Genomic DNA, 21,398 nt, shown 5'->3' on the forward strand with positions numbered 1-21,398 from the left:
AGCCCCGCCGCGTGGCGAGCCCGCGCGCGGGCCGCCGTACGGCAGCCCGAGCCATGACGTCCGAACGATCCCTGTGATCCCCACGACCGACACGATCCGGAGCGAGAGCGTGCCCCGTCAGGTCTTCTTCTACGACCAGCCCGAACGGTTCGTGGCCGGCACCGTCGGCCAGCCCGGCGCCCGGGCGTTCTACCTCCAGGCCAGTGCCCGGGGCCGGATCACCAGCGTCCTGTTGGAGAAGACCCAGGTGGCGGCGCTCGCCGAGCGGATCGAGGAGGTCCTGGACGAGGCGCTGCGGCGCAGCGGCGGCGACGTCTCCATCCCGGCCGCCGCCCCGCAGGACCTGCTCGACACCGCGCCGCTGGACCTGCCGCTGGAGCAGGAGTTCCGGGTCGGCACCATGGCCCTGGCCTGGGACAGCGTGGACGGCTGCCTGGTGGTCGAGGCGCAGGCGCTGATCGAGGCGGAGGAGGACGGCGAGGACGAGGACAGCGCCGCGGCGGTCTTCGAGGACGACGACAACGGTCCGGACATGCTGCGGGTGCGGCTGTCCGGCGCGATGGCCAGGGTGTTCGCCAAGCGGGCGCTGGACCTGGTCTCGGCCGGCCGCAAGCCCTGCCCGTTCTGTAACCTGCCGCTCGACCCGGAGGGCCACCTGTGCCCGCGCGCGAACGGCTACCGGCGCTGAACACCGAGACCCCACCCCAGGCGGACCCGGCGGCCGCCGCCGCCCTCGCCGCCGACGTGCCCACTGCGCTGGAGCTGCTGCGCGAGGGCGAGTTGACGGTGCACGGGCGCCTCACCGAGGCGTCCAACGCCGCGCTGTACTGCACCGCCACGCACGGTTCGCTGAGCGCGCAGGCCGTCTACAAGCCGGTCGCCGGGGAACGCCCGCTGTGGGACTTCCCGGACGGCACGCTGGCCGGCCGCGAGGTCGCCGCGTACGAGGTGTCGGCCGCGACCGGCTGGGCGCTGGTGCCGCCGACCGTGCTGCGCGACGGGCCGCACGGGCCCGGGATGGTGCAGCTGTGGGTCGAGCCGGATCCGCAGGCCGAGCCGCTGCTGGCCCTCCAGGACCCGCGCGGCCCGGAGCACGGCTGGCTGCCGATCGTGCGGGCCGAGGTCGGCGGGGGACGCACCGCGCTGCTGGTGCACCACGACGACCAGCGGCTGCGCCGGCTCGCCGTGCTGGACGCGGTGCTCAACAACGCCGACCGCAAGGGCGGCCACCTGATCCCGGCCGCCGACGGCCGGGTCTACGGCATCGACCACGGCGTCACCTTCAATACCGAGGGCAAGCTGCGCACCCTGCTCTGGGGCTGGGCCGGCGAGCCGCTGCCCGCCGAGGCGCTGGAGGTGCTGACCCGGCTCGCCGAGCGGCTGGACGGCGAGCTGGCCGCGCGCCTCGCCCCGCACCTGACCGCCGCCGAACTGGAGGCGACCCGCGCCCGGGTGGCCGGGCTGCGCCGCACCGGTCGGCACCCGCTGCCCTCCGAGGACTGGCCCTCGATCCCCTGGCCCCCGGTCTAGGACGTATCCCGCGGACCGGCTCGGGCCGGCTGATGGTCTGGACCTGTCCGCGAACCGGCAGCACACTGCTCCGATGGACGCGTTACGGACCACCCCCACCCCCCGTACCACGCCGGACCTGCCGCTGCACCGGCTCCAGGTCCCGCTGCCGCACCTGCTCCCGTTCGCCATCGGGAGCTTCGACACGATCGGCCCGCTGTCCCGGGCGGGCTTCCCGCACCGGCACTCGTTCTACGAGATCGTCCACGTCACCGGCGGCCGCGGCGCCCACGTCCTGGACCTGGTCCACCGGCCGCTGGCGCCACCGCAGTTGTGCGTGATCACGCCCGGCCAGGTGCACTACTGGTCGGACGCGGACGAACTCACCGGCCAGGTCGTCCTGTTCAACGAGGACTTCCTGCTCCGGAACCCGCAGGACCTCGCCGCGCTGCGCACCCTGGCCACCCGCCCCGCGCTCGGACTCGGTGAACAGGCCGGGCCGGTCGGCGCGTTGCTCGCCGACATGGAACACGAGTACCGCTCCAGGCAGCCCGGCTACCAGGGCGTGCTGCGGGCCAGTCTGCACATCCTGATCGTCCGGGCGCTGCGCGCCGCCCGGCCGGGGGAGCGGCCGTCGCCGCCCGGCCGCCCGACCGAAGTGGCCTCCGCCTTCACCCGGTTGATCGCCGGTCCGGGCGGGGTGCGGCACTCGGTGGCGTCCAGTGCGCAGGAACTCGGCGTCTCGCCGGGCCACTTGCAGACCCTGGTCAAGCAGGCCACCGGCCGCACCCCGGGCGGGCTGATCCGCCGCCAGCAGACCCTGGAGGCCAAGCGGCTGCTGGCGTGCACGGATTTGACGATTCGTCAGGTCGCGAAGGAGGCGGGCTTCGCCGACCCGGCCTACTTCTGCCGCTTCTTCCGGCGGGAGACCGGGATGACGCCGGGGGAGTTCCGGGCCCGGGTCGACGGAAATCACCACGATCCCCGGATCGCGTCCATCGCGGCCGCCCCGGACGGCCCGTAACTTTGCTGGTGGCCACCGGTGGCCGGTCCGGCGCGCGCGGACGGGCGGCCGGTTCGGCCCTTGTCATGCCCCCACCATGGCAAGGGCCGCCCCCCCACATCCACCCCCCACCCGAAGGAGAGGGCGTATGCCCACGCCCGACGGCATGATCAGTCGCAAGACCGTCCTGAAGGCCGCTGCCGCGCTCGGCGCCGCCCCGCTGCTGGTCGGCGGCGGCGTCGCGCTGGCCCGTGAGCAGGCCGGCACCGGCCGGCCCCTCGGCCTCACCCCCGAGTGCCACGACGGCGACGACCCCACCATCGAGCAGACCGAGGGCCCCTACTTCAAGCCCAACTCCCCACTGCGCAGCTCCATGGTCAACGACGGCCCCGGCACCCGGCTGACCGTCAGCGGCTACGTCTTCGGCCGCGCCTGCCGACCGATCTCCGGCGTCCTGCTGGACTTCTGGCAGGCCGACGACAACGGCGCCTACGACAACGCCGGCTTCACCTTCCGCGGCCACCAGTTCACCGACGCGAACGGCGCCTTCAAGCTGGACACGATCGTCCCCGGCCTCTACCCGGGCCGCACCCGGCACCTCCACGTCAAGCTCCAGGCGCCCGGCCGCCCGGTGCTCACCACCCAGCTCTACTTCCCCGGCGAGCCGCGCAACAGCACGGACACCATCTACGACGCCCGGCTGCTGATGAACGTCCGCCAGAACGGCCCGGGCCGTGAGGGCAGTTACGACTTCGTCCTGGACGTGCCGCAGACCCCGGGCACGCCGAGCCCGACCCCCACCGCCACCCCGACCGGAACCCCCACCGGAACGCCCACGCCCCCGAGCGGCAGTTGGAAGCCGGGAGCCTCCTACAACGCGGGCGACCGCGTCACCTACTCCGGCGCCTCCTACCTCTGCCTCCAGGCGCACACCGCCATGGTGGGCTGGGAGCCGCCGAACGTGCCGGCCCTCTGGCAGCGGTCGTAGCGGCTCCGGCCGCGTTCCCCGGGGTGCCGGGCGCCCGGTCGGCGGCAGGGTCGACCGGGCGCTCAACCGTGTCCGAAAGCCTGCCCAACGCCTGCCCAACGCCTGCCCAACGCCTGCTCGACGCCTGCCCAATGCCCGCCCGAAGCCTGCCGCATTCCTGCCCGAAACAACGCCGGGCCCGTCAAGGTCCGCTCCTTATCAGTCGGGAAGCGGTCCGGCAACGACAGGAAGCGAATCCAGTCGATCTTGTGTACTGGTTAGGCTTTCAAATGTTCGCAAGGTTAAAGTCGGTTCCATGCATGCCTGGCCCGCCTCCGAGGTTCCCGCCCTGCCTGGTCAGGGGCTCCCCCTCCGTATCTTCGACACCGCAGCGGGCACGGTCCGCGAGGTCGTGCCGCAGGACGGCACTGCCCGGATCTACGTCTGCGGCATCACCCCCTACGACGCGACCCACATGGGCCACGCCGCCACCTACAACGCCTTCGACCTGGTGCAGCGCGTGTGGAAGGACGCCGGCCACGACGTCCTGTACGTCCAGAACGTCACCGACGTGGACGACCCGCTGCTGGCCCGGGCGGTCGAGACCGGTCAGGACTGGGTGGCCCTCGCCGAGCGCGAGACGGCCCTGTTCCGCGAGGACATGACCGCCCTGCGGCTGCTCCCGCCGGCCCACTACATCGGCGCCGTCGAGTCGATCCCGTGGATCGTCCCGCTGGTCCAGAAGCTGCTCGCCAGCGGCGCCGCCTACCAGGTGGACGGCGACATCTACTTCTCGGTCGAGTCCGACCCCCGCTTCGGCCAGGTCTCCGGCCTCGACCAGGAGGCCATGCGCCCGGTCTTCGCCGAGCGCGGCGGAGACCCGGACCGCCCGGGCAAGCGCCACCCGCTGGACGCCCTGCTCTGGCTCGCCGCCCGCCCGGGCGAGCCCGCCTGGGAGACCGAACTCGGCCACGGCCGCCCCGGCTGGCACATCGAGTGCGTCGCCATCGCGCTGCAGTACCTCGGCATGTCCTTCGACATCCAGGGCGGCGGCAGCGACCTCTCCTTCCCGCACCACGAGATGGGCGCCTCGCACGCCCAGGTCGCCACCGGCGCCCACCCGTACGCCAAGGCGTACGTGCACGCCGGCATGGTCGGCCTGGACGGCCACAAGATGTCCAAGTCCCGCGGCAACCTGGTCTTCGTCTCGGCGCTGCGCCGCGAGGGCGTCGACCCGGCGGCGATCCGCCTGGCGCTGCTCGCGCACCACTACCGCGAGGACTGGGAGTGGACCAAGGCGACCCTGGACGAGGCCGTCGAGCGCCTCGCCCGCTGGCGGGCCGCGGTCTCCCGGCCGGACGGCCCGGCCGCCGAGCAGCTGCTCGACGAGGTCCGTACGGCGCTCGCGGACGACCTGGACGCGCCCGCCGCGCTGGCCGCCGTCGACCGCTGGGCCGAGCGGCAGGAGGCCGGGGGCGGCGCCGACATGGGTGCGCCCGGCCTGGTCAGCCGCACCGTGGACGCCCTGCTGGGCGTCGCGCTCTAGAGTCCTCCCTCAACACGCCGAAGGGGCGTCCGGACCAGGTGTCCTGACGCCCCTTCGGCGTTGTCCGGGGCGGGCCCCGGGGCGGCGGCTACTCCTCGTCGCCGTCCTGGCTCTCCCGGGCCGCGCCCGGGGCCTCCGGCTCGGCCGGCCGCTCCGCCGTGGCGTGCCCGGCCACCGGCTTCTCGCCGGTCGGCCCGACGTTCTCCCGGCGGCGCAGGTAGCGCTCGAACTCGCGGGCGATCGCGTCGCCGGAGGCCTCCGGCAGCTCCGCGGTGTCCTGCGCCTCCTCCAACTGCTGGACGTACTCGGCCACCTCGCTGTCCTCGGCGGCCAGCTGGTCCACGCCCAGCTGCCAGGCCCGGGCGTCCTCGCCGAGCTCGCCCGGCGGGATGCGCAGGTCGAGCAGGTCCTCCAGCTTGTTGACCAGGGCCAGCGTCGCCTTGGGGTTCGGCGGCTGCGCGACGTAGTGCGGCACGGCCGCCCAGAGCGTCACGGCCGGGACTCCGGCGTGCGTGCAGGCCTCCTGGAGCACCCCGACGATGCCGGTCGGGCCCTCGTAGCGGCTCTCCTCCAGGTCCAGCCGGCGGGCCAGCTCCGGGTCGGAGGTGACGCCGCTGACCGGCACCGGGCGGCTGTGCGGGGTGTCGCCGAGCAGCGCGCCCAGGATCACCACCAGCTCGATGCCGAGCTCGTGCGCGAAGCCGAGCAGCTCGTTGCAGAACGAGCGCCAGCGCATGCTCGGCTCGATGCCGCGCACCAGGACGACGTCCCGGGTGGTCGGCTCGGTCACCCGGATCACCGAGAGCCTGGTGGTCGGCCAGGTGATCCGGCGGATGCCGCCGTCCAGCCAGACCGTGGGCCGGTTGACCTGGAAGTCGTAGTAGTCCTCCGCGTCCAGGGCGGCGATCACCTTGCCGCCCCAGGTGTCGTCCAGATGTGCCAGAGCCGCGGAGGCGGCGTCGCCCGCGTCGTTCCAGCCCTCGAAAGCGCAGACCATCACCGGGTCGATCAACTCGGGAACATCTTCCAGCTCGATCACCCAGCGTCTCCCTCCGGTCGGCGGTCGAACCTGCGCCGCCTCGGCTGGCCTGCCGGGGCGCCGACGGGTCGGCTGCCGACTGTCGAACCTCTCGTCACCCATGGAACGCCTCGCCCCATGGTCCCTACCTGCCCAGCCTACGGGCTTTGATGCGCACCGCGGCCGGGCACCGGGACAGTCTGGGGGAGCGTGCCGCCCCGATCCAGCGGATATCCGGACCGCCTCGGCTGACGGGGCGTCAGGTGGCTCGGAGCGGGCGCGGACGGTGTCCGGACGGCGACGCGGCGCGACGACGAGCCCTTCCCGCGCACACCCTTCCCGTACGCACCCTTTCCGCGCACGCCGGTCCCGCACTCGCCGCCGGAACCCCTCAGGCGTCCACCCACCCGCGCCGGTACGCCGCCCAGTGCTCCGGGGTGGCGGCGAAGTCCACGTACAGCGCGACGCCGAAGTTCCGCCGCCCCGGGTCCTGGCGGCCCAGGCCCAGCCGGACGCCCCGGACGGCGGCCGGCACGGTCTCGGCGTCACCCCGATGGCCGTGCCGGTCGTCCCAGAAGAACGGCAGGCCGATCAGCAGGTCCACCCCGGCCGGGGTGGCCTCCAGCGCCAGTTCGGTCTGCAGGGCGACGTAGCCGCCGTACAGCGGCTCGGTCGGCATGCTGGTGTCGTACGCCATCACGGCGACCTGGTCGACCCGGCGGGCGGTCTCGGTGAAGTACGCCTGGTCCCACCACTTGCCGTGGTCGGTGAGCAGGATCCCGGCGGTGTGCAGGCCGGGCACCGGGTCGAGCTGCGGGACCGCCACCGAGAGCGCCGCGCCGCGCCCGGCCGTGACCGGGCGGACCTGGTCGAGCAGGGCCAGCCAGCCGGCGCTGCCGGGCCGGATCGGCTCCATGTCGAAGTGCACGCCGTCGAAGCCGAGGTCCAGGACCTGCCGGGCGGAGGCGGTGACCCGGTCCCGGGTGGGGGCGTCCTCCAGGTCCAGGGCGTCCTTCTCCGGCTTGACCTCGTCGCCCAGCCAGCTCTGCACCCGGACGTCCGGCAGCGCCCGGTGCACCGCGTCGGTGAACCAGCGGCCCCGGGGGTGGACGGCGGGCGGCAGCGAGCCGTCGTGTTCCAGCGGGCCGGTGTGTACGTACAGGTCGCGGACGCCGGTGCCGGCCAGCTGCCGCACCAGCGCGGCGACGTCGGCCTCGCCCTTGCGGCCGTCCACCCAGGCGTGGCCGAGCCAGAGCGCGTCCCGGCCGCGGGTGCGGGCCTCGGCGGACGGGTCGCCGGTGTAGTGCAAGCGGATCGCGACGAAGGCGGAGCCGAGCGCGGCCGCCGGTACGGCCGCCGCGAGGCCCAGTGCCAGCAGCGCCCGGCGCCACCAGGACCAGCTTCGCCAGCGCTTGCGCAACGCCCGGAACGGGGCCGCCAGGGCCCCCGTGACGCGTCGCGCGACGGTCGGGAATCGGCCCACGCGGTTGCTCCCCCCTTGCGGTCGAACGCTCAGGATACGGAATGCGACCGCAGGCCGGGGCGCGGGCCGGATACCCTGGCCACGTGCGGGCCCGAGTAAGCGGGCCCGCAAAGCCGACAGCCGTCGCACCAGGGAGAAGCCCCATGGCCACTGCAGCCAATCCGTCCATCACTCAGCAGAGCCGCGCGAACGCGTTGCGTGAAGCGCTCGCCACCCGGGTGGTGGTCGCCGACGGTGCGATGGGCACCATGCTCCAGGCACAGGATCCGACGCTGGAGGACTTCCAGAACCTGGAGGGCTGCAACGAGGTCCTCAACGCCACCCGGCCGGACATCGTGCGCTCCGTCCACGAGGCCTACTTCGGGGTCGGCGTGGACTGCGTCGAGACCAACACCTTCGGTGCCAACTTCTCCGCACTCGGCGAGTACGAGATCGCGGAGCGCATCTTCGAGCTGTCCGAGTCCGGCGCCCGGATCGCCCGCGAGGTGGCCGACGCCCACGCCGCCGACGGCCGCACCCGCTGGGTGCTCGGCTCGATCGGCCCCGGCACCAAGCTGCCCACCCTCGGCCACGCCCCGTACGAGACGCTGCGCGACGGCTTCCAGCAGAACGCGGCCGGCCTGATCGCCGGAGGCGCCGACGCGCTGCTGGTCGAGACCAGCCAGGACCTGCTGCAGACCAAGGCCGCCATCCTGGGCTCCAAGCGCGCCCTCGCCGAGGCCGGGCTGGACCTGCCGGTGCTGGTGCAGGTGACCGTGGAGACCACCGGCACCATGCTGCTCGGCTCCGAGATCGGCGCGGCGCTGACGGCCCTGGAGCCGCTCGGCGTCGACTACATCGGCCTCAACTGCGCCACCGGCCCGGCCGAGATGAGCGAGCACCTGCGCTACCTGGCCAAGAACGCGCGGATCGGCCTGTCCTGCATGCCGAACGCGGGCCTGCCGGTGCTCGGCAAGGACGGCGCCCACTACCCGCTCTCCCCGTCCGAACTGGCCGACGCGCACGACGTGTTCACCCGTGAGTACGGCCTCTCGCTGGTCGGCGGCTGCTGCGGCACCACGCCCGAGCACCTGCGCCAGGTGGTCGAGCGGGTGCAGGGCCGGCCGGTCACCCCGCGCACCCCGCAGCCGGAGTCCTCGGCGTCCTCGCTGTACCAGGCGGTGCCGTTCCGCCAGGACACCTCGTACCTGGCGATCGGCGAGCGCACCAACGCCAACGGCTCGAAGAAGTTCCGCGAGGCGATGCTGGCCGGCGACTGGCAGGCCTGCGTGGAGATCGCCCGTGAGCAGATCCGGGACGGCTCCCACCTGCTGGACCTGTGCGTGGACTACGTCGGCCGCGACGGCGTCGCCGACATGAAGGAGATCGCCGGCCGGCTGGCCACCGCCTCCACCCTGCCGATCGTGCTGGACTCCACCGAGCCGCAGGTGCTGCGGGCCGGCCTGGAGGCGCTCGGCGGCCGCGCGGTGCTCAACTCGGTCAACTACGAGGACGGCAACGCCCCGGACTCGCGCTTCGGCCGGATCGCCTCGCTGGCCCGCGAGCACGGCGCCGGCCTGATCGCGCTGACCATCGACGAGGAGGGCCAGGCCCGCACCGCCGACAAGAAGGTCGAGATCGCCGAGCGGCTGATCGCCGAGCTGACCGCCGACTACGGCGTCGACGAGGGCTCGATCCTGGTGGACTGCCTCACCTTCACCCTGGCCACCGGCCAGGAGGAGTCCCGCCGGGACGGCATCGAGACCATCGAGGCGATCCGCGAGCTCAAGCGCCGCCACCCGGACGTGCAGACCACGCTGGGCCTGTCCAACATCTCCTTCGGCCTCAACCCGGCCGCCCGGGTGGTGCTGAACTCGGTCTTCCTGCACGAGTGCGTGGAGGCCGGCCTGGACTCGGCGATCGTGCACGCCTCCAAGATCCTGCCGATCGCCCGGATCCCCGAGGACCAGCGCGAGGCCGCCCTCGACCTGGTCTACGACCGCCGCCGGGACGGCTACGACCCGCTGCAGCACCTGCTGGAGCTGTTCGACGGCGTCTCCTCGGCCTCGGTCAAGGCGTCCAAGGCGGAGGAGCTGGCCGCGCTGCCGCTGGACGAGCGCCTGCAGCGCCGGATCATCGACGGCGAGCGCAAGGGCCTGGAGGCCGACCTGGACGAGGCGCTGGCCGGGCGGCCCGCGCTGGAGATCATCAACGACACCCTGCTGTCCGGCATGAAGGTGGTCGGCGAGCTGTTCGGCTCCGGCCAGATGCAGCTGCCCTTCGTGCTCCAGTCCGCCGAGGTGATGAAGACCGCGGTGGCCCACCTGGAGCCGTTCATGGAGAAGTCCGACAGCGAGGGCAAGGGCACCATCGTGCTGGCCACCGTCAAGGGCGACGTCCACGACATCGGCAAGAACCTGGTGGACATCATCCTGTCCAACAACGGCTACAACGTGGTCAACCTGGGCATCAAGCAGCCGGTCTCGGCGATCCTGGACGCCGCGCAGGAGCACAAGGCGGACGTCATCGGGATGTCCGGCCTGCTGGTGAAGTCCACCGTGATCATGAAGGAGAACCTGGAGGAGCTCAACCAGCGCAAGCTGGCCGCGAGTTACCCGGTGATCCTGGGCGGCGCCGCGCTCACCCGGGCCTACGTCGAGCAGGACCTGCACGAGATCTACGAGGGCGAGGTCCGCTACGCCCGGGACGCCTTCGAGGGCCTGCGGCTGATGGACGCGCTGATCGCGGTCAAGCGCGGCGTGCCCGGCGCGAGCCTGCCGGAGCTCAAGCAGCGCCGGCACGCCCGGGTCGAGGTGGTGGAGGAGCCGGAGGTCAACCTCGGCCAGATCCGCTCGGACGTCACCGTCGACAACACCGTGCCGACCCCGCCGTTCTGGGGCGACCGGATCGTCAAGGGCATCCCGTTCGCCGACTACGCCTCCTGGCTGGACGAGGACGCGCTGTTCAAGGGCCAGTGGGGCCTGAAGGCGGCCCGCAGCGGCGAGGGGCCCTCGTACGAGGAGCTGGTGGAGACCGAGGGCCGGCCGCGGCTGCGGATGTGGCTGGACCGGCTGCAGACCGAGGGCTGGCTGGAGGCGGCCGTGGTCTACGGCTACTACCCGGCCAACTCCAAGGGCGACGACCTGATCGTCTTCCACGAGGACGGCACCGAGCGCACCCGCTTCACCTTCCCCCGCCAGCGGCGCGGGCGCCGGCTCTGCCTGGCCGACTTCTTCCGTCCGGAGGAGTCCGGCGTGCGGGACGTGGTCGGCCTCCAGGTGGTCACCATGGGCAACCGGATCTCGGAGGCGGCGAACGAGCTGTTCGCCGACAACTCCTACCGCGACTACCTGGAGCTGCACGGCCTGTCGGTGCAACTGGCCGAGGCGCTGGCCGAGTTCTGGCACGCCCGGGTCCGCTACGAGCTGGGCTTCTCCGGCGAGGACCCGCAGGACGTCAAGGACATGTTCGCGCTCAAGTACCGGGGCGCCCGCTTCTCGCTCGGCTACGGGGCCTGCCCGGAGCTGGAGGACCGCGCCAAGATCGCCGAGCTGCTGAAGCCCGAGCGGATCGGCGTGGTGCTCTCCGAGGAGTTCCAGCTGCACCCGGAGCAGTCCACCGACGCGATCGTCATCCACCACCCGGAGGCGAAGTACTTCAACGCCCGGTAACCCGGGCGCCTCGTTCCGTTCGCTCTTTTCGGGCGAACCGGGCGTATCCTGGATGATCCTGAACGGGCCGGTCCGCTCACCAGCGGGCCGGCCCGCGCCATCCCCGGGGGGTGCTCGAACGCGCCCGGGGGGTACCGACGGAAGGACTCCCGCCATGACCACCTCCACCGCCGCCCGGATCCTCGACCACGGGGACGGCCGCGGCCTGCAGGCGGTGCTGCTGGACATGGACGGGACACTGGTGGACACCGAGGACTTCTGGTGGCAGGCCGAGGTCACCCTGTTCGCCGAGCTGGGCCACGCGCTGACCGACGAGGACCGGGCCCAGGTGGTCGGCGGTCCGATGACGCGGGTGATCGACTACCTGGTCGGCACCACCGGGGTGGACCTCGCCCCGGCGGACCTGACGGTGCTGATCAACCAGCGCTTCGTCGACCTGCTGGCGGGCGGCGTGCCGCTCATGCCGGGCGCCGAACGCCTCCTCAACACCCTGGCCGCACACGGGATCCCGGCCGTCCTGGTGACCGCCTCGCACCGGCACGTGGTGGACATCGTGCTGCGCTCGCTGGGCTCCCACCACTTCGCCTTCACGATCGCCGGGGACGAGGTCCCGCGCACCAAGCCGCACCCGGACCCGTACCTGGAGGCGGCCCGGCGGCTGGGCGCGGACCCGGCCCGCTGCGTGGTGGTCGAGGACGCGCCGACCGGGGTGCGGGCGGCCGAGGCGGCGGGCTGCCCGGTCGTCGCGGTGCCCTCGGTGGCGCCGATCGAGCCGGCCCCGGGGCGGCTGGTGCGCTCCTCGCTGGAGCAGGTCGATCTTGAACTGCTGCGCTCGCTGGTCGCTTCGCGGGTGTGATTGTCATCTCATTGCGAGGGTGCTCTACTCGCCGGTAAGCGGCCGGATCCAGCCACCGCCGACGGCCGCCCGGGGAGAAAAAGGGCATTGCCTGACAACTCGTCGGGTGTTTCGCGATGCCCTCAACCACCGTGTCCCAAACGTCATCTGCACGGGTATCGGTCGTGCGTGTTCGATATGGCACGCTACTTCAGTTCGTTCCCCTCCCTCGCGCCCTGCCACCGCCGACGACGGGCAACCCCGTCCCGCCCGCGGTCGTACGGGCGCCAGGCCCGCGCACGCCTTCCGCACCGGGAGCGCCCTCGACGCGGGCCGCCGGCCCCGGTCGGACCGCACCCAGAAGGACGCGCCCCGTGAAGACTTCAGCTGAACGCCTGGCAGCACTCGGCTGCGCCGGTCTTGTCGCCGTGACGGCGGCAGGCTGCGGATCGGTCACCGACGCCGTCAAGGGGGACGGCGGCAAGGCGATCGTCATGGGCACCACCCAGCTCACCGGTGTGCTGGACCCGGCCGCCGCCTACGACTCCGGCTCCTGGCTGCTGCTGCGCAACACCTTCCAGTCGCTGCTCACCTTCCCGGCGGCCTCCAGCGCCCCCTCCCCGGACGCCGCGCAGTCCTGCGAGTTCACCGCGGGCGACGCCACCCAGTACCACTGCACCATGCGGACCGGCCTGAAGTTCTCCAACGGCCACCCGCTGACCGCGGCCGACGTGGTGTTCTCGATCGAGCGCACCAAGAAGATCAACGACCAGAACGGCGCGGCCCCCCTGCTCTCCTCGATCAGGAGCGTCGAGGCCAAGGGCGACACCGAGGTGGTCTTCCACCTCTCCACGCCCGACGCCACCCTGCCGGCCAAGCTGGCCGGCCCGGCCGGCGCCATCCTCGACCACCAGGCCTACCCGGCCGACAAGGTCGTCCCCAACGACAAGCTGATCGGCTCCGGCCCGTACCGCTTCGAGACGGTCGAGGTCATGGGCGGCAACGGCGACACCGCCAAGCAGCTGGGCAAGGTCGTCCTGGTGCCCAACGACAAGTACAGCGGCGAGGCCAAGCTCCGGAACAGCAAGTTCACCATCCGGTACTTCGACAAGCCCGCCGACCTGAAGGCCGCGCTGGACAAGGGCGACGTCGACCTCACCGACAACAGCCTGGACCCGAACACCGCCGCCCAGATGCACTCCGACCAGCAGGGCGGCAAGACCGACCTCCAGGTCGTCGAGGGCGACAGCAACGACACCCGCTCGCTGGTCTTCAACACCAAGGACCCGGTCGCCGGCAACGTCGCCGTCCGCCAGGCCGCCGCCCAGCTGCTCGACCGCAAGTCGCTCGCCCGCGACGTCTTCGCCCGGACCGTCCAGCCGCTGTACGCGATGGTCCCGGCCGGCGTCACCGGCCACACCACGGCCTTCTTCGACCGCTACGGCGACCAGGACAGCGGCAAGGCCAAGAAGATCCTCACCGACGCCAAGGTCCAGCTCCCGGTCAAGCTCACCCTCACCTGGTCGCGCTCGCGGGCCGGCAGCGCCGAGCCCGAGACCCTGAAGAAGCAGCTGGAGGCCGGCGGCCTGTTCCAGGTGACCGTCCAGACGGAGCCGGACTGGGACAAGTACCGGGCCGGCTGGTCCGAGGGCCGCTACCAGGCGTACCTCATCGGCTGGTTCGCCGACTACCCGGACCCGGACAACTACATCGCCCCGCTGCTCATCGACGGCGGCGCCTACCACCACGGCTGGGACGACCCGCGGATCAGCCAGAAGCTGGTGCCGGACGGCCTCAAGCAGGCCGACCGCAGCGCCGCGGTGGCCGGCTACGCCCAGATCCAGCAGATCGTCGCCGAGAACGCGCCGCTCATCCCGCTGTACCAGAACAAGGGCTTCTTCGCGTCGCGTTCGTACATCACCGGCGTCGAGTCGACCATCGACACCACCGGCGTGTTCCGCTTCTGGGAGATCAGCCGCAGCGCCGGCAAGTAGGCGACCGGACGACACCCCTCAACACGGCGGCCCGCCCGCCTTCCCCCTGGGTGCACGGGGAAGGCGGGCGGGCCGTCGGCACGTTCGGCCGGACAGGGCCTACACGCCCTACAGGGCGCCCGGGCGCACCAGCCCGCTCTCGTACGCGTACACCGCCGCCTGCACCCGGTCGCGCAGCTGGAGCTTGGTCAGCACATGGCCGACGTGCGTCTTCACGGTGGTCTCGCTGACGAACAGTTCGGCCGCGATCTCCGCGTTCGAGAGCCCGCGCGCCACCAGCTTCAGCACCTCCAGCTCACGCTCGGTCAGCGCGCTCAGCGCCTGCGGCGGCGCCTCCTCGCCCGAGGGCAGCTTGGTGGCGTACATGTCCAGCAGCCGGCGGGTGATGCTCGGCGCCAGCATCGCCGCGCCGTCCGCCACCACCCGGATCGCCTGCACCAGTTCCTCCGCCGGGACGTCCTTCAGCAGGAAGCCGCTGGCGCCCGCGCGCAGCGCCTCCACCACGTACTCGTCCAGGTCGAAGGTGGTCAGCACCAGCACCTTGGCCGGGCCGTCCCGCCCGGGGCCGGCGATCCTGCGGGTCGCCTCGACGCCGTCCATCCTGGGCATCCGGATGTCCATCAGCACCACGTCGGGCTGCAGCGCCCGCACCTGGTCCAGCGCCTGCTGACCGTCGCCGGCCTCACCGACCACGACCAGGTCGGACTCGGCCTCCAGGATCATCCGGAAACCGGTGCGCAGCAGCGGCTGGTCGTCGACCAGCAGCACTCGGATCGTCACTAGGACTCCTTGCTCATCTGATCCCCCGTGGGATCGTCTTCGTCAGACGTACGCGACAGCGGCAGCGGGTACGGCGGGGGAGTGCCGCCGAACTCCGGGCAACTGGCCTGGTGGTCGCACCAGTCGCAGAGGCGGTTGCGGGTCGCCGGGAACTCCCCGGTGGCCACCGCGTGGGTGATCCGCTCCCAGAGCGCCCGCAGCTTGCGCTCCACCGCGAGCAGGTCGGCCTCGTCCGGGTCGTAGCTGACCACGTCCCCGCCCCCGCCGAGGTAGACCAGCTGGAGCCGCTTGGGGACGACGCCCTTCCAGCGCCACACCACGAGCGCGTAGAACTTCATCTGGAACATCGCCTTGCCCTCGAAGTCCCGCGAGGGCGCCCGGCCGGTCTTGTAGTCCACCAGCCGGACCTCGCCGCTCGGGGCGACGTCCACCCGGTCGATGTAGCCGCGCAGCAGCAGCCCCGACTCCAGGGCCGTCTCCACGTACAGCTCGCGCTCCACCGGGTGCAGCCGGGTCGGGTCCTCCAGCCGGAACCACTGGCCGACCAGCTTCTCGGCGTCCGCCAGCCAGCGGGCGAGCGCCGCGCCGTCCGGATCGTCCGGGAACAGCGAGCCCAGCTCCGGGCGCTCGCCCAGCAGCCGCTCCCACTGCGGGCGCAGCAGGCCCAGCGCCCGCTCCGGCGTCCGCTCGGTCGCGGGGCTGTCGAAGAGCCGCTCCAGCACCGCGTGCACCAGCGTGCCCCTGGTCGCCGCCGCACTCGGCGGCTCGGGCAGCCGGTCGATCACCCGCAGCCGGTACAGCAGGGGACAGGTCAGGAAGTCCCCCGCCCGGGACGGGGACAGGCCGGTCGGGGGCGCCGCCGGGCGCGCCGGGGCCCCGGCGGCGCTGGTGGTGTCGGTCTGCTGCATGCCTCCGACCCTATTGCCCTTCGCTGTCATCCTGCTGCCACGGTGCTGCCACACCGCGCGGCACAGTGGGTATGAAGCCTGACAGAGGGCCGCACGCCACCGGAGGGCCGCGATCACGTAGCGTGGGCGCACCGGGGCACGACGGGGCAGACGACCGAAGGGATCACGGTGAGCGACAGCAGGGGGCAGCAGACCTCCGACCAGCCACCGCAGGACGACGGCGGCCGCCCGGCAGGGCGACCGCCGAGGCCGCCCGAGCGCGGCAGCGGCCTCCTGGTGGGCCGCCCCTTCGGCGTGCCCATCTACGTGACCCCCTCCTGGTTCGTCATCGCCGCGCTGATCACCTGGGTGTTCGGCGGCCAGCTCGGCGACGTCCTGCCGGACCTCGGCGCCGCCCGCTACCTGCTCGCGTTCTTCTTCGCGGTCGCCTTCTACGCCTCCGTCCTGGTGCACGAGCTCGCTCACACCCTGGTCGCGCTGCGCTACAGGCTCGGTGTACGGCGGATCCAGCTGCAGTTCTTCGGCGGCGTCTCCGAGATCGAGAACGAGGCCGAGAGCCCGTGGCGCGAGTTCTGGCTGGCCTTCGTCGGCCCGCTGCTCTCGCTGGTGCTCGGCGGCGTGTTCTACCTCGCGATGCAGGCCGTGGAGCTCTCCACGGTGCCCGGGGTGCTGCTCACCGGGCTGATGGTCTCCAACCTGGTGGTCGCCGCGTTCAACCTGCTGCCCGGCCTGCCGCTGGACGGCGGCCGGATGCTGCGCGCGGTCGTCTGGGCGATCAGCGGCAAGGCGATGACCGGTACGGTCGCCGCCGCCTGGGTCGGCCGGGCGCTGGCCGTCGTGGTGCTGATCGGCCTGCCGCTGTTCAGCGCCGCCCGCGGGATCGAGCGCACCACGACCGACACCCTGGTGGACGCGGTGCTGGCCGCCGTCCTCGCCGCGATCATCTGGAACGGCGCCACCGGGAGCCTGCGCAACGCCCGGCTCAAGGAGGTGCTGCCCGGCCTGCGGCTGCGCGAGCTCGCCCGCCGGACCGTCGAGGTTACCGCCGACACCCCGCTCGGCGAGGCGCTGCGCCGGGCCCGCGAGGCCCAGGCCGGCGCGGTCGTGGTGGTGGACGGCCGGGGCGACCCGATCGGCATCGTCCGCGAGTCCGCCGTCCGCGCGGTGCCCGAGCACCGCCGCCCGTGGGTCGCCGTCGGCCCGCTCGCCCGCGACCTCGAACCCGGCCTGCGGCTGGACGCCGACCTCGGCGGCGAGGACCTGCTGCGCGCCGTCCAGGCGACCCCGGCCGGGGAGTACCTGGTGGTCGAGGCGGACGGCCGGGTGTTCGGCGTCGCCGCGCTCACCGACATCGAGCAGCGCCTCACCGCCGCCGTCGCCGGCCGGTGATCACTCTGGTCGGGCGGACCGTCCGCTTCCCTTAGGATTGACCGCATGTCCGAACCGACCGGTGCCACCCGCCGACGCGGGCCCTTCCAGGTCGGGGACCAGGTCCAGCTGACCGACCCCAAGGGCCGCCACTACACGTTCACGCTCCAGGCCGGGAACCAGTTCCACACCCACAAGGGTGCGTTCCCGCACGACGAGCTGATCGGCGCCCCCGAGGGTACGGTCGTGCGCACCACGGGGAACGTCCCGTACCTCGCGCTGCGCCCCCTGCTCCCCGACTACGTCCTGTCCATGCCGCGCGGCGCCGCCGTGATCTACCCCAAGGACGCGGGGCAGATCCTGGCCATGGCCGACATCTTCGCCGGCGCCCGCGTCGTCGAGGCCGGTGTCGGCTCGGGCGCGCTCTCCACCTACCTGCTGCGCGCCGTCGGCGACACCGGCATGCTGGCCTCGTACGAGCGCCGGCAGGACTTCGCCGACATCGCCAAGGGCAACGTCGAGCGCTACTTCGGCGGGCCGCACCCGGCGTGGAAGCTCACCGTCGGCGACCTCCAGGACAACCTGGTCGAGGCCGACGTCGACCGCGTCATCCTCGACATGCTCGCCCCCTGGGAGTGCCTGGACGTCGCCTCCAAGGCGCTCGTCCCCGGCGGCCTGATCTGCTGCTACGTGGCCACCACCACGCAGATGTCCAAGACCGTCGAGGCACTGCGCGACCACGGCACCTTCACCGAGCCGCAGGCCTGGGAGACCATGGTCCGCACCTGGCACCTGGAGGGCCTGGCCGTCCGCCCGGACCACCGGATGATCGGCCACACCGGCTTCCTGCTCACCGCCCGCCGCCTCGCCGACGGCGTCGAGCCGCCGCTGCGCCGACGCCGCCCGGCCAAGGGCGCGTACGGCGAGGACTACGACAACGGGGGCTCGGAGTCGACTCTGCGGGAGCGCGCCGCGGCCCGTGCCGCCGCCCGCGCCGTCGAGACCGAGCAGCCCGACCTGGGCTGACCGGGATCGCTTCCCAGGGGTGGTACGAGCCTGCTCGTGCCACCCCTCGGCATTTCGGCCGTCGGCGTGTGGGACGATGCTCGCGCACGCAGACCAGCTCCTGGGAGCACTGGAGGGGACGCCTGGTGGAGACCGCGGTCGGGACGACGGCTGGACAGCAGACACCGCGGGGCCGCACCGGGCCCGGGCACGCGCGCACCGCCCCCTGGCACTGGGCCCTGGCCCTGGCCGGCTGCGGCGCGGTGGTGGCCTCGGCCCTCGCCGCCGGCCCCGCGACCGGCACCCCGGTGCCCCTGCACGGCACTCCCAAGGCCCTCGGGGCGAGCGCCGCCCCCGACCCGGCCAAGGCCCAACTTCCGCTCGACTGCGGCCCGTTCCCGGTCGCGACGGCCATCAGCATGCCGGCCGACCTGGGCGACGGGCGGCCCGGCACGGTCGTCGCCGCGCACTGCGCGGCCGAGAACGGCACGCCGCCGGACGCCGTCTACCTGCTCGGCTTCGGCCCGGGCGAGCGCCCGGTGGTGCTGGCCACGCTCCTCTCCGAGCGCGAGAACCTCACCCTCGGCCGGCTCGCGCTGCGCTCCGACGGCGCCATCACCGGTCACGCGCAGGGGTATTCGAGCGACGAGGTGCCGCGCTTCCGCCCTGACATCTCACTCGACCTCACCTGGATGCGCAAGGGCGGCGGCTGGGAACGCTCCCAGACCGCCGCCCCGGTCAGCCAGACCTGAGGGGGAGGACGCGTCAGTCCGCGTCCGGCCCGTACACCTCGACCCGGTCGGTGACCCGGCGCACGTGGATGCAGTCGCCGGGGCACTCCTTCGCCGAGTCCACCACGTCCTGAAGGATCGTCAGCGGCACCGGGGCGGTCTGCCCGGGCTGCTGGCGCAGCTCGTCGTCCGGCCCCTTCACGTAGGCGAGGCCGTCGATGTCCAGCTCGAAGACCTCGGGTGCGTACTGCACGCAGATGCCGTCGCCGGTGCACAGATCCTGGTCGATCCACACCTCCAGCTGTTCGGCCGCCGTGGCCGTCTGCTCGGTTACCGACATGGTCCCCTGCCGTTTCTGTCCCGGGTCGCCCCTTTTCCGGGGGCAATCCCGCCATTCGTACAACGATCGGACCCAGGTGCCCGGTCGCGATCGGATATCACTTCGCTCGACGATACATCTGGCCCGCTTTGGGTGGTGAGCGGTGGGTATCCCCTTAGCAGAGGGGAAGCACGCTGGGGCGAAGATCGGACACGCCCGTTCCATCTTTCTTGATCTAGGGGTTTACGGACCCCTGGTCCCAGGTAGGGTCTGGAAGCGTCCAGCTCCCCGGAGGAGGTGAGGACCGTGGCAGCCCACGATGACGACTACAACCGCAGCACCGGCAGGCCCGCTCGTGGTTCCGACGAGGCCGCTCAGGTCTCGTTCCTTGAGCAGGAAATCGCTGTGCTGCGCCGCAAGCTCGCCGACTCGCCGCGCAATTCGAGGATCCTCGAAGAGCGGATCGTCGAGCTCCAGACCAACCTGGCCGGAGTGTCCGCCCAGAACGAACGGCTCGCCTCCACCCTGCGAGAGGCCCGCGACCAGATCGTGGCCCTCAAGGAGGAAGTGGACCGGCTGGCACAGCCCCCGGCCGGGTTCGGCACCTTCCTCGAGGCCAACGAGGACGGCACCGCCGACATCTTCACCGGGGGGCGCAAGCTCCGCGTGAACGTCAGCCCCAACGTCGCCCTCGACGAACTGCGGCGCGGCCAGGAGGTGATGCTCAACGAGGCCCTCAACATCGTGGACGCGATGGCCTTCGAGCGCATCGGTGAGATCGTCACCCTCAAGGAGATCCTCGAGGACGGCGAACGCGCCCTGGTCGTCGGCCACACCGACGAGGAGCGGGTGGTGCGCCTCGCCGAACCGCTGCGCGAGCTCACCATCCGGGCGGGGGACGCCCTGCTGCTGGAGCCCCGCTCCGGCTACGTGTACGAGGTCGTGCCGAAGTCCGAGGTCGAGGAGCTGGTCCTCGAAGAGGTCCCGGACATCGACTACCGCCAGATCGGCGGACTGAGCAACCAGATCGAGCTGATCCGGGACGCGGTCGAGCTGCCCTACCTGCATGCCGACCTCTTCAAGGAGTACGAGCTGCGCCCGCCCAAGGGCGTGCTGCTCTACGGCCCGCCCGGCTGCGGCAAGACGCTGATCGCCAAGGCGGTCGCCAACTCGCTGGCCAAGAAGGTCGCCGAGGTCACCGGACGCCCCCAGGGGAAGAGCTACTTCCTCAACATCAAGGGCCCCGAACTGCTCAACAAGTACGTGGGCGAGACCGAGCGGCAGATCCGCCTGGTCTTCCAGCGGGCCCGGGAGAAGGCGAGCGAGGGCACGCCCGTCATCGTCTTCTTCGACGAGATGGAGTCGCTGTTCCGCACCCGCGGTTCCGGCGTCAGCTCGGACGTGGAGAACACCATCGTCCCGCAGCTGCTCGCCGAGATCGACGGTGTGGAGGGCCTGGAGAACGTCATCGTCATCGGCGCCTCGAACCGCGAGGACATGATCGACCCGGCGATCCTGCGGCCCGGCCGCCTGGACGTCAAGATCAAGATCGAGCGCCCGGACGCCGAGGCCGCGAGGGACATCTTCTCCAAGTACCTCAAGGAGTCGCTGCCGTTCCACCCGGACGACCTCAAGGAGCACGACGGCTCCCTGGGAACCACGGTGGCCGCGATGATCCAGTCGGTCGTGGAGCGGATGTACTCCGAGACCGAGGAGAACCGCTTCCTGGAGGTCACCTACGCCAACGGTGACAAGGAGGTCCTGTACTTCAAGGACTTCAACTCCGGCGCGATGATCCAGAACATCGTCGACCGCGCGAAGAAGATGGCCATCAAGGACTTCCTCGACCACGGTCAGCGCGGTCTGCGCGTCTCCCACCTGCTCGCCGCCTGCGTGGACGAGTTCAAGGAGAACGAGGACCTCCCGAACACCACCAACCCGGACGACTGGGCCCGCATCTCCGGCAAGAAGGGCGAGCGGATCGTCTTCATCCGCACGCTGGTCACCGGCAAGCAGGGCGCCGAGTCCGGCCGCTCGATCGACACTGTCGCCAACACGGGGCAGTACCTGTAAGCACACGGTGAGACCGGGCCGCCCGGCGGTCCCCGGAACAGCACGCACCCCGTCCGGCTGTGGCGCCTCGCGGCCCCGCAGCCGGACGGCGCGTCTCGGGGTCCGCCCGTCGGTGCCGGGTTCTAGGCTCGACCCACCGATCGCGGGCAGAACGCCGGCGCCGGTGTTGTTCAGCGGTACGTCGGCGTGCTCCGCCCGTGGGGGGCGGC

17 protein-coding genes are annotated in these 21,398 nt (G+C 72.2%); 12 read left to right on the forward strand and 5 right to left on the reverse strand.

Translation table 11 applies throughout. The annotated features are described in order from the left end of the window. Window positions 1-109 precede the first annotated feature (109 nt). The 5 genes from ACFVHI_RS24635 (at window position 110) to mshC (ending at window position 5,025) form a co-directional block, all read left to right on the forward strand. Window positions 110-688 (forward strand): DUF3090 domain-containing protein, encoded by a 579-nt coding sequence (locus ACFVHI_RS24635; protein ID WP_063350992.1) that lies wholly within the window; start codon window positions 110-112, stop codon window positions 686-688. 56 nt (window positions 689-744) lie between these two features. Beyond that, window positions 745-1,530 (forward strand): SCO1664 family protein, encoded by a 786-nt coding sequence (locus ACFVHI_RS24640; protein ID WP_063350993.1) that lies wholly within the window; start codon window positions 745-747, stop codon window positions 1,528-1,530. Window positions 1,531-1,603: 73 nt separating this feature from the next. Continuing rightward, window positions 1,604-2,533 carry an AraC family transcriptional regulator gene (locus ACFVHI_RS24645; protein ID WP_107452830.1) on the forward strand — a complete coding sequence of 310 codons (930 nt, stop codon included), beginning with the start codon at window positions 1,604-1,606 and terminating at the stop codon, window positions 2,531-2,533. A gap of 127 nt (window positions 2,534-2,660) precedes the next feature. After that, entirely contained in the window at window positions 2,661-3,500 is an 840-nt protein-coding gene (locus ACFVHI_RS24650; protein ID WP_063346925.1) for a carbohydrate-binding protein, read from the forward strand. Window positions 3,501-3,795: 295 nt separating this feature from the next. Next, window positions 3,796-5,025, forward strand: a complete 1,230-nt coding sequence (gene mshC / locus ACFVHI_RS24655; RefSeq protein WP_380342751.1) for a cysteine--1-D-myo-inosityl 2-amino-2-deoxy-alpha-D-glucopyranoside ligase — start codon at window positions 3,796-3,798, stop codon at window positions 5,023-5,025. Between the two features lie 88 nt (window positions 5,026-5,113). On the opposite strand, the gene ACFVHI_RS24660 is transcribed toward mshC, so the two are convergent. Both ACFVHI_RS24660 and ACFVHI_RS24665 read right to left on the reverse strand, forming a co-directional pair. Then, window positions 5,114-6,064: a PAC2 family protein gene (locus ACFVHI_RS24660; RefSeq protein ID WP_063346923.1), complete on the reverse strand. Its 951-nt coding sequence runs from the start codon at window positions 6,062-6,064 to the stop codon at window positions 5,114-5,116. A 370-nt stretch (window positions 6,065-6,434) separates the two neighbouring features. Then, entirely contained in the window at window positions 6,435-7,526 is a 1,092-nt protein-coding gene (locus tag ACFVHI_RS24665) for a glycoside hydrolase family 18 protein (protein WP_380342754.1), read from the reverse strand. Between the two features lie 143 nt (window positions 7,527-7,669). Here ACFVHI_RS24665 and metH point away from each other — a divergent pair, with 143 nt between their 5' ends. From metH to ACFVHI_RS24680, 3 genes are all read left to right on the forward strand, one after another. After that, complete coding sequence (metH, locus tag ACFVHI_RS24670) at window positions 7,670-11,176, forward strand: methionine synthase (protein WP_380342757.1); 3,507 nt, start codon at window positions 7,670-7,672, stop codon at window positions 11,174-11,176. A 154-nt stretch (window positions 11,177-11,330) separates the two neighbouring features. Continuing rightward, on the forward strand, window positions 11,331-12,032 hold the full coding sequence (locus ACFVHI_RS24675) for an HAD family phosphatase (protein WP_350877998.1): 702 nt from the start codon (window positions 11,331-11,333) through the stop codon (window positions 12,030-12,032). Between the two features lie 353 nt (window positions 12,033-12,385). After that, window positions 12,386-14,005: an ABC transporter substrate-binding protein gene (locus tag ACFVHI_RS24680; protein ID WP_380342759.1), complete on the forward strand. Its 1,620-nt coding sequence runs from the start codon at window positions 12,386-12,388 to the stop codon at window positions 14,003-14,005. 108 nt (window positions 14,006-14,113) lie between these two features. Here the strand turns inward: ACFVHI_RS24680 and ACFVHI_RS24685 are convergent, their stop codons facing one another. Both ACFVHI_RS24685 and ACFVHI_RS24690 read right to left on the reverse strand, forming a co-directional pair. Beyond that, window positions 14,114-14,785 (reverse strand): response regulator transcription factor, encoded by a 672-nt coding sequence (locus ACFVHI_RS24685; protein WP_063346919.1) that lies wholly within the window; start codon window positions 14,783-14,785, stop codon window positions 14,114-14,116. Then, window positions 14,785-15,693, reverse strand: a complete 909-nt coding sequence (locus ACFVHI_RS24690) for a RecB family exonuclease (RefSeq protein WP_063346918.1) — start codon at window positions 15,691-15,693, stop codon at window positions 14,785-14,787. The genes ACFVHI_RS24685 and ACFVHI_RS24690 overlap by 1 nt, the downstream gene beginning before the upstream one ends. Window positions 15,694-15,861: 168 nt before the next feature. Here ACFVHI_RS24690 and ACFVHI_RS24695 point away from each other — a divergent pair, with 168 nt between their 5' ends. The 3 genes from ACFVHI_RS24695 to ACFVHI_RS24705 all read left to right on the forward strand — a co-directional run bounded on the left by ACFVHI_RS24695 (window position 15,862) and on the right by ACFVHI_RS24705 (window position 18,818). Then, entirely contained in the window at window positions 15,862-17,082 is a 1,221-nt protein-coding gene (locus ACFVHI_RS24695) for a site-2 protease family protein (RefSeq protein ID WP_063346917.1), read from the forward strand. Window positions 17,083-17,127: 45 nt separating this feature from the next. Beyond that, window positions 17,128-18,087 (forward strand): tRNA (adenine-N1)-methyltransferase, encoded by a 960-nt coding sequence (locus tag ACFVHI_RS24700; protein ID WP_063346916.1) that lies wholly within the window; start codon window positions 17,128-17,130, stop codon window positions 18,085-18,087. Window positions 18,088-18,212: 125 nt separating this feature from the next. Then, entirely contained in the window at window positions 18,213-18,818 is a 606-nt protein-coding gene (locus tag ACFVHI_RS24705; protein ID WP_079135481.1) for a hypothetical protein, read from the forward strand. A 13-nt stretch (window positions 18,819-18,831) separates the two neighbouring features. Here the strand turns inward: ACFVHI_RS24705 and ACFVHI_RS24710 are convergent, their stop codons facing one another. Then, window positions 18,832-19,137 (reverse strand): ferredoxin, encoded by a 306-nt coding sequence (locus ACFVHI_RS24710; protein WP_063346915.1) that lies wholly within the window; start codon window positions 19,135-19,137, stop codon window positions 18,832-18,834. A 285-nt stretch (window positions 19,138-19,422) separates the two neighbouring features. Between ACFVHI_RS24710 and arc the strand changes: the two genes are divergently transcribed. After that, on the forward strand, window positions 19,423-21,189 hold the full coding sequence (gene arc, locus ACFVHI_RS24715; protein WP_063346914.1) for a proteasome ATPase: 1,767 nt from the start codon (window positions 19,423-19,425) through the stop codon (window positions 21,187-21,189). Window positions 21,190-21,398: the final 209 nt, after the last annotated feature.

This window comes from Kitasatospora sp. NPDC127121, from assembly GCF_042677305.1.
Taxonomy (GTDB): Bacteria; Actinomycetota; Actinomycetes; order Streptomycetales; family Streptomycetaceae; genus Kitasatospora.

What these genes read in the sequence shown, in the direction of transcription:
- ACFVHI_RS24690 (WP_063346918.1), bottom strand. Translation starts at nt 15,693, where the DNA reads ATGCAGCAGACCGACACCACCAGCGCCGCCGGGGCCCCGGCGCGCCCG.
- mshC (WP_380342751.1), top strand. Translation starts at nt 3,796, where the DNA reads ATGCATGCCTGGCCCGCCTCCGAGGTTCCCGCCCTGCCTGGTCAGGGG.
- ACFVHI_RS24675 (WP_350877998.1), top strand. Translation starts at nt 11,331, where the DNA reads ATGACCACCTCCACCGCCGCCCGGATCCTCGACCACGGGGACGGCCGC.
- ACFVHI_RS24645 (WP_107452830.1), top strand. Translation starts at nt 1,604, where the DNA reads ATGGACGCGTTACGGACCACCCCCACCCCCCGTACCACGCCGGACCTG.
- metH (WP_380342757.1), top strand. Translation starts at nt 7,670, where the DNA reads ATGGCCACTGCAGCCAATCCGTCCATCACTCAGCAGAGCCGCGCGAAC.
- ACFVHI_RS24710 (WP_063346915.1), bottom strand. Translation starts at nt 19,137, where the DNA reads ATGTCGGTAACCGAGCAGACGGCCACGGCGGCCGAACAGCTGGAGGTG.
- ACFVHI_RS24700 (WP_063346916.1), top strand. Translation starts at nt 17,128, where the DNA reads ATGTCCGAACCGACCGGTGCCACCCGCCGACGCGGGCCCTTCCAGGTC.
- ACFVHI_RS24650 (WP_063346925.1), top strand. Translation starts at nt 2,661, where the DNA reads ATGCCCACGCCCGACGGCATGATCAGTCGCAAGACCGTCCTGAAGGCC.